Source organism: Streptococcus mitis (assembly GCF_003943905.1).
In the GTDB taxonomy this organism is placed as follows: Bacteria; Bacillota; Bacilli; order Lactobacillales; family Streptococcaceae; genus Streptococcus; species Streptococcus mitis_BC.
Genome location: NZ_RJNS01000003.1, coordinates 153,540 through 166,520, shown reverse-complemented (window position 1 = coordinate 166,520; position 12,981 = coordinate 153,540). Strand labels below are relative to the sequence as shown.

Sequence of the window (12,981 nt, the reverse complement as noted above, 5' to 3'; positions counted from 1 at the left end):
TCATGACAAAATTAAGAGAAGATATCCGTAACATTGCGATTATCGCCCACGTTGACCACGGAAAAACAACCCTCGTTGACGAATTATTGAAACAATCTGAAACTCTTGATGCACGTACTGAATTGGCAGAGCGTGCTATGGACTCAAACGATATCGAAAAAGAGCGTGGAATTACCATCCTTGCTAAAAATACGGCTGTTGCTTACAACGGAACTCGTATCAACATCATGGACACACCAGGACACGCGGACTTCGGTGGAGAAGTTGAGCGTATTATGAAAATGGTTGACGGTGTTGTCTTGGTCGTAGATGCCTACGAAGGAACCATGCCACAGACTCGTTTCGTATTGAAAAAAGCCTTGGAACAAGACCTTGTCCCAATCGTGGTTGTCAACAAAATCGACAAACCATCAGCTCGTCCAGCAGAAGTAGTGGATGAAGTCTTGGAACTCTTCATCGAGCTTGGTGCAGATGATGACCAGCTTGATTTCCCGGTTGTTTATGCTTCAGCAATTAACGGAACATCTTCCTTGTCAGATGATCCGGCTGACCAAGAAAAAACAATGGCGCCAATCTTTGACACCATCATCGACCATATCCCAGCTCCAGTAGACAACTCAGATGAGCCTTTGCAGTTCCAAGTGTCACTTTTGGACTACAATGACTTCGTAGGTCGTATCGGTATCGGTCGTGTCTTCCGTGGTAGTGTGAAAGTTGGGGACCAAGTTACTCTTTCTAAACTAGATGGTACAACGAAGAACTTCCGTGTTACAAAACTTTTCGGTTTCTTTGGTTTGGAACGTCGCGAAATCCAAGAAGCTAAAGCAGGTGACTTGATTGCTGTTTCCGGTATGGAAGATATCTTTGTTGGTGAAACTATTACTCCGACAGACGCAGTTGAAGCTCTTCCAATCCTACACATCGATGAGCCAACTCTTCAAATGACTTTCTTAGTCAACAATTCACCATTTGCTGGTAAAGAAGGTAAATGGGTAACGTCTCGTAAGGTGGAAGAACGCTTGCAAGCAGAATTGCAAACAGACGTATCCCTTCGTGTTGACCCAACTGATTCACCAGATAAATGGACGGTTTCAGGTCGTGGAGAATTGCACTTGTCAATCCTGATCGAAACTATGCGTCGTGAAGGCTATGAGCTTCAAGTATCTCGTCCAGAAGTTATCGTAAAAGAAATCGACGGTGTTAAATGTGAGCCATTTGAACGTGTGCAAATCGATACTCCTGAAGAATACCAAGGATCTGTTATCCAAAGCCTTTCTGAACGTAAGGGTGAAATGTTGGATATGATTTCAACTGGTAATGGTCAAACTCGTTTGGTCTTCCTTGTTCCAGCGCGTGGTTTGATCGGATACTCAACTGAGTTCTTGTCAATGACTCGTGGTTACGGTATCATGAACCATACCTTCGACCAATACTTGCCATTGATTCCTGGTGAAATTGGTGGACGTCACCGTGGTGCCCTTGTTTCCATCGATGCTGGTAAGGCTACAACTTACTCAATCATGTCTATCGAAGAGCGTGGAACCATCTTTGTCAACCCAGGTACTGAGGTTTACGAAGGAATGATCATCGGTGAAAACTCTCGTGAGAATGACTTGACAGTGAATATCACCAAGGCCAAACAAATGACCAACGTCCGTTCAGCTACTAAGGATCAAACAGCGGTTATCAAAACTCCTCGTATCTTGACCCTGGAAGAGTCTCTTGAGTTCTTGAACGACGATGAGTACATGGAAGTAACGCCTGAGTCTATCCGTTTGCGTAAGCAAATTCTCAACAAGGCAGAGCGCGAGAAAGCCAATAAGAAGAAAAAATCAGCTGAGTAAGAGCTAGAAAGAGATAAAGATGGTCTATTTAATCATAGGAATCCTCTTATTACTACTCTATGTATTTGCGACACCACAAAGCATTAAAGGAACAGTCAACATCGTTATCTTGGTCTTTGTAGTTGTTGCACTCTTGATTTTGCTGATGTTGTCCATCTTGCAGATCTTCCAATTACCGACAGAATTCTTTGTCACAATCGCCATGCTGGCTCTAGCCTACTTTAGCTTGAGAGACATTACGCTCATGCCTGTAAAAAAGGGTAAAAGAAGATAATAGAAGAGGCTGGGTAATGACTCAATTTGAGGAGAAAATCTAGCAAATTTTTCCCTGATAAAACGCATAATATCAAGGTTTTTGAATGCCTGATATTATGCGTTTTTATGATTTTTAAAACTTTTTGAGCGACCTATTAGAAAGTGGATACTCTTACAATTATTTTGGAAATAATTTAATTTCTGATTTAACGTATATTTTCTCAGAAGGGCTATTATTCCAACTTTTTCAAGGGTAGTCTTATTTTGGACCGAAAGAAAAAGATTGAAGAGATCGTCCAAAATGAACTTTTCTTCAATCTGGAGGTTCGTACCTCTTTTTTTATTTCTTTTTCCGATTTAATACGGCATTGAGTACAATGGCGAGGAGGCTTGCCACGACGATTCCGTTTGAGAAGAACATTTGGAAGGCTGTTGGCATGCTGACAAAGAGATTACTATTGTTGAGTCCGACACCTGCAGCGATGGATACAGCTGCGATAAGGAAGTTGTGTTCATTGTTAGCAAAATCAACGCGGGCTAGGATTTGCATCCCTTGAAGGGAAACAAAACCAAACATCACTAGCATAGCACCACCAAGAACAGGACTTGGAATGATTTGGGCAAGGGCACCAAACTTAGGTAGGAGTCCAAGGAGGACTAGGAAACCAGCTGCATAATAGATTGGCAGACGGGTCTTGATACCAGATAATTTAACCAAACCAACGTTTTGTGAAAATCCTGTGTAAGGGAAGGTGTTAAAGACTCCTCCGAGAAGTACGGCCAAACCTTCTGCGCGGTAACCGTTGCGAAGGCGCGTGCTGTCGATTGGGTCATTGGTAATATCTGACAAGGCTAGGTAAACACCAGTCGACTCCACCATGGAAACCGTTGCGATGATACACATCATGACGATAGAAGAGATTTCAAAAGTTGGAGCGCCGAAGTAAAATGGAGTTGGAATGTGAACGAGTGGAGCTGCAGAGACTGGAGAGAAGTCTACTAAGCCCATGGTAGCGGCAATAGCAGTCCCAACGACCAAGCCAATCAAAATCGAAATCGACTTGATAAAGCCTTTGGTAAAGATGTTGATCAAGAGGATAATCAGAACAGTGATAGCTGCAAGCAAGAGACTCTGACCAGTTGGCTCTGGAACGTTATTTCCCATATTTCCGATAGCGACAGGAATCAAGGTTAGTCCGATGGTCGTAATAACAGATCCTGTTACGATAGATGGGAAGAGATTGGCCACTTTTGAGAAAATACCTGAAATCAGAACCACATAGATTCCTGATACGATAAGGGCACCAAACATGGCCCCACTACCGTGGCTCTGACCAATCATAATCAAAGGAGCGACTGACTGGAAAGCAACTCCGAGAACGACTGGTAGTCCAACACCAAAGTGTTTGTTGAGTTGGAGTTGAAGGAAGGTAGCTACCCCACACATGAAGATATCTGTGGAGATTAGGTAGGTCAACTGTTCAGCTGAATAGCCAAGAGCTGTCGCAATCATAATAGGAACTAGGATAGAACCTGAGTACATTGCGAGAAGGTGCTGAAGCCCTAGAACCGCGGCTTGCGAGTGTTTTTCTTGTTGTTGCATTAGAGATCTGCCTCCTTAAATACGACCTGACCGTTTTCAAAACGTTCCAAACGAGCGAGTGATAGAACTGGATAGCCAGCTTTCTCGAGCAAATCACGACCATCCTGGAAGGATTTTTCGATAACAATACCGATGGCTTCGACTTTTGCTCCTGCCTGTTCGATGATTTGGATCAAGCCTTTGGCAGCTTGTCCATTTGCTAGGAAATCATCGATAATCAAGACCTTGTCCTCAGGTGAGAGGAATTTCCCAGCGATGGAAACCGTGCTCGTCACCTGCTTGGTAAAGGAGTAAACCTCAGCAGTTAAGATGCCTTCGTTCATGGTGATGTTTTTAGCTTTCTTTGCGAAAATCATGGGAACATCTAAGGCTTCAGCTGTAAAAACAGCTGGGGCGATCCCTGAAGCTTCAATGGTCACGACCTTGGTAATGCCAGCAGACGCGAATTTTTCCGCAAATACCTTACCAATCTCTCGCATCAAGCTAAAGTCAACTTGATGGGTTAAAAAGGAATCCACCTTGAGGATGTTGTCACTCAAGATATGCCCATCCTCAAGGATGCGCTCTTCTAATAATTTCATAAGACCTCCTAAAGTCTAAAAGATGCTTCATTTGCTTGTTTAAATGTTTCTATAGTGATCCCGTTTGCTAGTGCTATATATTTGATAAAATGATAAAACTAGTACGAGCGAAGCGAGTTTTATCAAATATTTCCCGCCGTAGTGGTATCATAGACAATAATCTTGTTATTGTCTATGACGGGATTTTTGAGACTTTTGGCTCAAAAATTAGGGATGAAATTCCGAAGGAAGTTGCTCCCGTCCGCACTAAATAAGGGAAATATTAAAAATATTATATTTAACCTTGAAGGCTAGCCTTAGCAAAATACTAAAAAAGGACCTACTTAATCCCCTAAGTAAGTCCCCAAAATAGGCATGGCCAACACCATACCTTCAGCTGACATACTCATTGTTAGGTGTTCCGGCACCTTGTAGAAACGTCGTGCCAATTCACGACATAAACAAGTAAAATGGTACTATTATCAAACGCAATAGCGTTAATGTCATTATTTTACACTAAATAGCTTTAGAAATCAAATGTTTTGTTAGTATTTTAATGAAAAAAACGAACAAAAAAAGAAACCTACAACGAGATACAGTATTGTAGGTTTCGAATATTCTATTCGCTGAATCTTAAAAAATAGCCATCTGGATCCAAAATCGCAAATTCATGAGGGTAAATAAAGCTATCTCCCACTCGAAATTCTCTTTTGGTCAGCGGACGATGGATAGGATAGTCAGCTTCCAGCAGTTTTTGGTGGAGCTGAGGGACATCTTCAATGCCAAAAGAAATATTGACACCGCGCCCGAAAGGATAGGTTAGTTGGGCTAATTCTTCTGTGCTGCCTTCTTCTAGCATAAGTTGGCAGTCTTCAAGCGAGAGGAAGAGAAATTTCTCCTCTGGACGCTCGTATTCGATAGAAAATCCCAGCAAGTCGCAGTAGAAGTGGCGTGACTTTTCGAGGTCAGATACTACAAATTCAGGAATGACAGCTTGATAGTCCATTAGCTTTCTCCTTAGAGCTCAATCTCCATGACAATGGGTGTGTGGTCTTGGCGCGCACCAGAGTCAATCATATCAGACTTGGTCACCTTGTCAGCGATGCGGTTGCTGGTGAGCCAGTAGTCGATTCTCCAGCCTGTATTGTTGATTTTAGAAGTTTTGCTGCGTTGTGCCCACCAAGTGTAGCGTTCTGGAACATCGCCATGAACATGACGGAAGGTGTCTGTAAATCCAGTTGCTAAAAGGTTGGTAAATCCTGCACGTTCTTCGTCGGTAAATCCAGGTGAACGGCGGTTGCTAGCAGGATTTGCAAGGTCGATTTCATTGTGGGCTACGTTGTAGTCACCGGTTGCAAGGACTGGTTTTTCTTTGTCTAGTTCAGCCAAGTACTCCGCATATTTGACATCCCAGACTTGGCGTTCTTCCAAGCGTTTGAGACCATCACCAGCATTTGGTGTGTAAACTTGCGTTACGAAAAATTCATCAAATTCTAGAGTGATGATGCGGCCTTCCAAGTCCATGGTAGAAGGGGCACCGATTTCTGGGAAGCTGATAGTTGGTGTAAGTTCTTTCTTATAAAGGAACATAGTACCAGCATAGCCTTTCCGGGCAGGTTCTTGGGAAGAGCGCCACGTATTTTCGTAGCCTGAGAAGAGTTCTTCTAAAATTTCCAAGTGTTTCTTTGTAGGCCCCTTGGCAGAAAGCTTGGTTTCTTGGATAGCGATGATATCAGCATTTTCAGCGACCAAGGTTTGTAGGACTTCTTGGGACAATTTGGCACGAGCTGAGTCACTAGTTAGGGCAGCATTGAGGGAATCAATATTCCATGAGATGAGTTTCATAAAGTTACCTTTTTCATTCAGATTATAGATTTTATTATACCAAAAAAAGGTCCATTTCCCCAACGTATGGTTTGAAAAATCACTCTCTTTCGTTTATAATTAAGAATGATTTTATGAAAGGGAGTGAAAATAAATGAAATTTTACTCATATGACTATGTACTTAGCCAAATCAGTCAGCAAAATGGCATCATGATTGGCTTTGGAATTGTTCTCCTAGCTATCACAGGATTTTTTGCTTTTAAAGCCTATCGAGATAAAAAGGGGACTAAGTTTCGGGAATTGGTCATGATTTTGGCCTTGACCTTGGTAGCCATGCTTTTGGTAACAATCTCAAAATACCAGACCAATCAAGCCTCTAACAACCAATTTCAAACTTCCCTTCATTTCATAGAGGTTGTTTCCAAAGACTTGGGAGTGGATAAATCAGAAGTTTATGTCAATACTTCTGCAGCCACTGATGGAGCACTTATCAAGGTAGGTTCAAATTTCTATCGTGCCATGAACGGGAGCCAACCAGACAAGTATCTTTTAGAGAAATTAGAATTGCATCAAACAGACGCTATTGAATTGGTGGAGGTAAACAAATGACACTCAATTATATGGAAATTTTAATCAAACTGGCCTTGGGTCTTTTCTCTCTTGTTTTTGTTATTAATGTGACAGGAAAGGGGAATCTAGCACCTAACTCTGCTACAGACCAAATTCAGAACTATGTTCTTGGTGGTATCATCGGTGGGGTGATTTACAATAGTTCAATCAGCATTCTGCAGTACGCAGTGATTTTGATGATGTGGACGATTTTGGTCTTGACCCTCAAGTGGCTCAATAACAATGTTCGTTTTGTCAAACGCTTGATTGATGGAAAACCAACTCTCCTTATCAAAAATGGGCAGATTGACCCAGAAGCCTGTCGTTCAGTTGGTTTGTCTGCAGCAGAAGTTGCTCTCAAACTTCGTAGCCAAGGAATTTTCCAGATGAAACAGGTCAAACGAGCTGTGCATGAGCAAAATGGCCAACTCATCGTGGTCCAAATGGGAGATGAAAATCCTAAGTATCCAGTTGTGACTGACGGTGTGATCCAAGTCGATGTTTTGGAATATATTGACCGTAGCGAAGAGTGGTTGCTTGATAATCTCAGCAAACAAGGGCATGACAATGTGGCCAATATCTTTATCGCTGAGTATGACAAGGGTGCCGTCTCAGTCGTAACCTATGAATAAGAAAAACCTGAGGTCTCTGCCTCAGGTTTCCATTTGCAATCAGAAAGGGATTTTATGTCCATTATTCAAAAACTCTGGTGGTTTTTCAAGTTAGAAAAGCGCCGTTATCTAGTCGGGATTGTGGCCTTGGTCTTGGTTTCCGTCCTTAATCTCATTCCCCCCATGGTTATGGGACGGGTCATTGACGCCATTACATCGGAGAAATTAACCCAGCAGGACCTCCTTCTTACTCTATTTTATCTACTGCTGGCAGCCTTTGGGATGTACTATCTGCGCTATGTTTGGCGCATGTATATCCTTGGGACTTCCTACCATCTAGGGCAGATTATGCGATCTCGCTTGTTTGAGCATTTCACAAAAATGTCGCCAGCCTTTTATCAGACCTATCGGACGGGGGATTTGATGGCACACGCAACCAATGATATCAATGCTTTAACTCGTCTCGCAGGTGGCGGTGTTATGTCTGCGGTGGATGCCTCTATCACGGCTTTGGTGACCTTGCTGACCATGCTTTTTAGCATTTCTTGGCAGATGACCTTGGTTGCCATTCTTCCCCTGCCTTTCATGGCTTATGCGACCAGTCGTTTAGGGAGAAAGACCCACAAGGCCTTTGGCGAATCTCAAGCTGCCTTTTCTGAACTCAATAACAAGGTACAGGAGTCGGTATCAGGTATCAAGGTGACCAAGTCTTTCGGTTATCAGGCGGATGAGTTGAAGTCCTTTCAAGCGGTCAATGAATTGACCTTCCAAAAGAATCTCCAAACCATGAAATACGATAGTCTCTTTGACCCCATGGTTCTCTTGTTTGTTGGTTCGTCCTATGTTTTAACTCTCTTGGTCGGCTCTTTGATGGTTCAGAAAGGGCAAATCACGGTTGGGAATCTGGTCACCTTTATCAGCTACTTGGATATGCTAGTTTGGCCTCTTATGGCCATTGGTTTCCTCTTTAATATCACTCAGCGAGGCAAGGTTTCTTACCAACGGATTGAGGAACTTTTATCTCAGGAATCACCTGTAAAAGACCCTGAGTTTCCTCTGGACGGTATTGAAAATGGACGTTTGGAGTACGCTATTGACAGCTTTGCCTTTGAAAATGAGGAGACACTGACGGATATTCACTTTAGTTTAGAAAAAGGACAAACCCTAGGCTTGGTCGGACAGACAGGCTCTGGGAAAACGTCCTTGATTAAGCTCCTCTTGCGAGAATACGATGTGGATAAGGGAGCTATTTACCTAAATGGTCATGATATTCGGAATTATCGTCTGACAGATCTTCGTAGCCTTATGGGCTATGTTCCGCAGGACCAGTTCCTCTTTGCGGCTTCAATCTTAGACAATATCCGCTTTGGCAATCCTAACTTGCCCCTTTCGGCGGTCGAGGAAGCGACTAAACTAGCGCAAGTTTACCAAGATATTGTAGCCATGCCTCAGGGATTTGATACGCTGATCGGTGAAAAGGGAGTTAGTCTCTCAGGTGGTCAAAAGCAACGTCTGGCTATGAGTCGGGCTATGATTTTAGATCCTGATATCTTAATTTTAGATGATTCCTTGTCAGCTGTGGATGCTAAGACAGAGTATGCGATTATCGACAATCTCAAGGAGACGCGTAAGGACAAGACAACCATCATCACGGCTCATCGTCTCAGTGCAGTTGTCCATGCGGATTTGATTTTAGTTCTACAAAATGGTCAAATCATCGAACGGGGTACGCACGAAGACCTGCTAGCTTTAGATGGCTGGTATGCCCAAACCTACCAGTCTCAACAGTTGGAAATGAAAGGAGAAGAAGATGCAGAATAAGAAAGAACAATGGGCTGTATTGAAGCGCTTGATGTCCTATCTTAAGCCCTATGGTCTCCTGACCTTTTTAGCACTCAGTTTTCTCCTAGCGACTACGGTCATTAAAAGTGTCATTCCCCTTGTGGCTTCCCACTTTATCGACCAGTACCTCAGCAATCTCAATCAACTTGCTGTTACCGTTTTGCTGGCCTACTACGGTCTTTATATCCTGCAAACTCTGGTTCAGTATGTTGGCAATCTTCTCTTTGCGCGGGTGTCCTACAGTATTGTCAGGGATATTCGTCGCGATGCCTTTGCCAATATGGAAAAGCTTGGCATGTCTTATTTTGACAAGACGCCAGCTGGTTCCATCGTTTCTCGTTTGACAAATGATACCGAGACCATCAGTGATATGTTTTCGGGGATTTTATCCAGCTTTATTTCAGCAGTTTTCATCTTTCTGACAACTCTGTATACCATGTTGGTGCTGGATTTTCGTTTGACAGCTTTAGTCTTGCTCTTCCTCCCCTTGATTTTCCTTTTGGTCAATCTCTATCGGAAAAAGTCAGTGAAAATCATCGAGAAAACCAGAAGTCTCTTGTCTGATATCAATAGTAAGCTGGCAGAGAATATCGAGGGAATCAGAATTATCCAGGCCTTTAATCAAGAGAAGCGCCTGCAAGCAGAATTTGATGAGATTAACCAAGAACACTTGGTCTATGCCAACCGTTCTGTGGCCTTGGATGCCCTCTTTTTGAGACCTGCCATGAGTTTGCTGAAACTCCTAGGCTACACCGTTTTGATGGCCTACTTTGGTTACCGTGGTCTTTCTATCGGGATAACAGCTGGAACTATGTATGCCTTTATCCAGTATATCAATCGTCTCTTTGATCCCCTGATTGAGGTGACGCAAAACTTTTCAACCCTTCAAACTTCCATGGTGTCTGCAGGTCGTGTTTTTGCCTTGATTGATGAGACGGCCTATGAGCCTCTTCAAGAGAATGGGCAAGCTAAAGTCAAAGAAGGCAATATCCGTTTTGAACATGTCTGTTTCTCATATGATGGCAAACACCAGATCCTAGATGATATTTCCTTTTCAGTTAAGAAGGGCGAAACCATTGCCTTTGTAGGTCATACAGGTTCGGGGAAATCTTCGATTATCAATGTCCTCATGCGTTTTTATGAATTTCAGTCAGGGCGAGTTCTTTTAGATGGTGTAGATATTAGGGACTACAGTCAGGAAGAGCTGAGAAAGAACATCGGTCTGGTCTTGCAGGATCCCTTCCTCTATCACGGGACTATCAAGTCCAATATCGCCATGTACCAAGATCTTAGTGATGAAGAGGTACAGGCTGCGGCTGCCTTTGTCGATGCAGATTCCTTTATTCAGGACCTTCCTCTGGGTTATGATGCACCTGTGTCTGAGCGTGGTTCGAGCTTTTCTACTGGCCAGCGCCAGCTTCTTGCCTTTGCTAGAACAGTCGCCAGTCAGCCTAAAATCCTGATTTTGGATGAAGCGACAGCCAATATTGACTCTGAAACAGAAAGTTTGGTTCAAGATTCCCTAGCTAAGATGAGACAGGGGCGGACGACCATTGCCATCGCCCACCGCCTTTCGACCATCCAGGACGCCAACTGCATTTATGTTTTGGACAAGGGACGCATCATTGAGAGTGGAACCCATGAGGAACTCTTGGCCTTGGGAGGAACCTATCACAAGATGTATAGTTTGCAGGCAGGGGCTCTTACCTAAAGAAGAATTCCTCTAAATTACAGATTTCTTGCACCGCCTTTTCCATTTTGTGGTATAATGAAAAATGTTGACAAATAGTATAATAAAAACAAAGGAGAAACAGCATGCTGAAATGGGAAGACTTGCCCGTGGAAATGCAATCAAGCGAGGTTGAGTCTTACTACCAGCTTGTCTCTAAAAGGAAGGGTTCGCTGATTTTCAAGCGTTACCTGGATTGGGTTCTGGCCTTGGTTTTACTGATTTTGACTTCCCCAATCTTTCTCATCTTGAGTATTTGGATCAAGTTGGATAGCAAGGGACCTGTCATTTACAAGCAAGAGCGCGTGACCCAGTACAACCGTCCGTTCAAGATTTGGAAGTTCCGTACTATGGTGACGGATGCGGATAAAAAAGGAAGCCTAGTGACTTCTGCTAACGATAGCCGTATTACCAAAGTGGGAAATTTCATTCGCCGTGTGCGTTTGGACGAACTACCTCAGCTAGTCAATGTCCTTAAAGGCGAGATGTCCTTTGTTGGGACACGACCTGAGGTGCCACGCTACACGGAGCAGTATAGTCCTGAAATGATGGCGACCTTGCTCTTGCCAGCAGGAATCACCTCTCCAGCCAGCATCAACTACAAGGATGAGGATACGATCATCAGTCAAATGACGGAGAAAGGTCTGTCAGTTGAACAGGCCTATGTCGAACACGTCCTTCCTGAAAAGATGCGCTATAACCTCGCCTATCTCCGAGAGTTTAGTTTCCTTGGAGACATCAAAATCATGTTTCAAACCGTGTTTGAGGTACTAAAATAAAGTAGTCATGAGAAAATGAGTACAGATAAAAGGAGCAAATCAATGCCAAATTACAATATTCCATTTTCACCACCCGATATTACCGAAGCTGAAATTGCTGAAGTAGCGGATACCCTTCGTTCTGGTTGGATCACAACAGGTCCGAAGACAAAAGAACTGGAGCGTCGCTTGTCCCAATACACACAGACATCTAAGACTGTCTGCCTCAACTCTGCGACAGCCGCTCTTGAGTTGATTTTGCGTGTTTTGGAAGTGGGCCCTGGTGATGAAGTCATCGTTCCAGCCATGACCTATACAGCTTCATGTAGTGTCATCACACACGTAGGAGCGACACCTGTCATGGTGGATATTCAAGCAGATACGTTTGAGATGGACTATGACCTTCTTGAGCAAGCCATCACTGAAAAGACTAAGGTGATCATCCCAGTAGACCTTGCAGGGATTGTTTGCAACTATGACCGTTTGTTCCAAATTGTGGAGAAGAAACGCGACCTCTTTACTGCTTCAAGCAAGTGGCAAAAGGTCTTTAACCGTATTGTGATTGTCTCTGATAGTGCCCATGCTTTGGGATCAACTTATAAAGGACACCCCGCTGGCTCTATCGCTGACTTTACTTCCTTCTCATTCCATGCTGTTAAAAACTTTACAACGGCTGAGGGAGGAAGTGCGACTTGGAAGGCCAATCCAGCGATTGATGACGAAGAGATGTACAAGGAATTCCAAATCCTTTCCCTTCATGGTCAGACTAAGGATGCTCTTGCTAAGATGCAATTGGGTTCATGGGAGTACGATATCGTAACACCGGCCTACAAGTGCAACATGACGGATATCATGGCTTCGATAGGTTTGGTACAATTGGATCGTTACCCTGGTTTGTTGCAACGTCGTAAGGACATCGTGGACCGCTATGATCGTGGTTTTGCGGGTACTCGTATTCACCCATTGGCACACAAGACTGATACTGTCGAATCTTGTCGTCACCTCTACATCACCCATGTAGAAGGAGCAAGCTTAGAAGAACGCAACCTCATCATCCAAGAATTGGCTAAAGCAGGAATTGCAAGTAACGTACATTACAAACCACTTCCTCTCTTGACAGCCTATAAGAATCTTGGCTTCGATATGGCAGATTATCCAAGAGCCTATGCCTTCTTTGAAAATGAAATTACGCTCCCTCTTCATACAAAATTAAGCGATGATGAAGTCGACTATATCGTTAAGACTTTGGTGAGAATTTCCGAAGAAATCCTCGGTTCTGGAAAAAAATCATAAAAAAATCTTGACAAAGATAGAACAATAACATATAATATTCTCAATAAATCAG

General features: G+C 43.3%; 12 protein-coding genes and 1 riboswitch. Of the genes, 8 read left to right on the top strand and 4 right to left on the bottom strand.

From position 1 onward, the window contains the following. Positions 1 to 2: 2 nt before the first annotated feature. Together typA and D8854_RS06675 are read left to right on the top strand one after the other, a co-directional pair. Complete coding sequence (typA, locus tag D8854_RS06680; protein WP_000164117.1) at positions 3 to 1,844, top strand: translational GTPase TypA; 1,842 nt, start codon at positions 3 to 5, stop codon at positions 1,842 to 1,844. Positions 1,845 to 1,863: 19 nt separating this feature from the next. Next, on the top strand, positions 1,864 to 2,118 hold the full coding sequence (locus tag D8854_RS06675; RefSeq protein ID WP_000262659.1) for a DUF3165 family protein: 255 nt from the start codon (positions 1,864 to 1,866) through the stop codon (positions 2,116 to 2,118). A 321-nt stretch (positions 2,119 to 2,439) separates the two neighbouring features. Here the strand turns inward: D8854_RS06675 and D8854_RS06670 are convergent, their stop codons facing one another. The 4 genes from D8854_RS06670 to D8854_RS06655 all read right to left on the bottom strand — a co-directional run bounded on the left by D8854_RS06670 (position 2,440) and on the right by D8854_RS06655 (position 6,107). Further along, positions 2,440 to 3,702: a nucleobase:cation symporter-2 family protein gene (locus tag D8854_RS06670; RefSeq protein WP_125450281.1), complete on the bottom strand. Its 1,263-nt coding sequence runs from the start codon at positions 3,700 to 3,702 to the stop codon at positions 2,440 to 2,442. Next, the gene (locus D8854_RS06665; RefSeq protein ID WP_125450280.1) at positions 3,702 to 4,283 is read right to left on the bottom strand and encodes a xanthine phosphoribosyltransferase; all 582 of its coding nucleotides are present in this window, start codon (positions 4,281 to 4,283) and stop codon (positions 3,702 to 3,704) included. Before D8854_RS06665 ends, D8854_RS06670 begins: the two co-directional genes overlap by 1 nt. Before the next feature lie 368 nt (positions 4,284 to 4,651). Continuing rightward, positions 4,652 to 4,747, bottom strand: a riboswitch (purine riboswitch). 134 nt (positions 4,748 to 4,881) lie between these two features. Next, positions 4,882 to 5,268, bottom strand: a complete 387-nt coding sequence (locus D8854_RS06660; protein ID WP_125450279.1) for a bleomycin resistance protein — start codon at positions 5,266 to 5,268, stop codon at positions 4,882 to 4,884. An 11-nt stretch (positions 5,269 to 5,279) separates the two neighbouring features. Continuing rightward, complete coding sequence (locus D8854_RS06655) at positions 5,280 to 6,107, bottom strand: exodeoxyribonuclease III (protein ID WP_125450278.1); 828 nt, start codon at positions 6,105 to 6,107, stop codon at positions 5,280 to 5,282. Between the two features lie 133 nt (positions 6,108 to 6,240). Here D8854_RS06655 and D8854_RS06650 point away from each other — a divergent pair, with 133 nt between their 5' ends. The 6 genes from D8854_RS06650 to D8854_RS06625 all read left to right on the top strand — a co-directional run bounded on the left by D8854_RS06650 (position 6,241) and on the right by D8854_RS06625 (position 12,929). Then, positions 6,241 to 6,696, top strand: a complete 456-nt coding sequence (locus D8854_RS06650; RefSeq protein ID WP_000675329.1) for a DUF3290 family protein — start codon at positions 6,241 to 6,243, stop codon at positions 6,694 to 6,696. Further along, complete coding sequence (locus D8854_RS06645) at positions 6,693 to 7,328, top strand: DUF421 domain-containing protein (protein ID WP_000174452.1); 636 nt, start codon at positions 6,693 to 6,695, stop codon at positions 7,326 to 7,328. Before D8854_RS06650 ends, D8854_RS06645 begins: the two co-directional genes overlap by 4 nt. A 54-nt stretch (positions 7,329 to 7,382) precedes the next feature. Beyond that, positions 7,383 to 9,128, top strand: coding sequence for an ABC transporter ATP-binding protein (locus tag D8854_RS06640; protein WP_125450277.1), 1,746 nt, complete (start codon positions 7,383 to 7,385; stop codon positions 9,126 to 9,128). Continuing rightward, a complete protein-coding gene (locus tag D8854_RS06635; protein ID WP_125450276.1) occupies positions 9,118 to 10,860 on the top strand; it encodes an ABC transporter ATP-binding protein in 1,743 nt (580 codons plus the stop codon). Before D8854_RS06640 ends, D8854_RS06635 begins: the two co-directional genes overlap by 11 nt. A gap of 104 nt (positions 10,861 to 10,964) precedes the next feature. Then, a complete protein-coding gene (locus D8854_RS06630; RefSeq protein WP_084949033.1) occupies positions 10,965 to 11,657 on the top strand; it encodes a sugar transferase in 693 nt (230 codons plus the stop codon). A gap of 42 nt (positions 11,658 to 11,699) precedes the next feature. Beyond that, on the top strand, positions 11,700 to 12,929 hold the full coding sequence (locus tag D8854_RS06625) for a DegT/DnrJ/EryC1/StrS family aminotransferase (protein WP_185768075.1): 1,230 nt from the start codon (positions 11,700 to 11,702) through the stop codon (positions 12,927 to 12,929). The last annotated feature ends 52 nt before the right edge of the window (positions 12,930 to 12,981 follow it).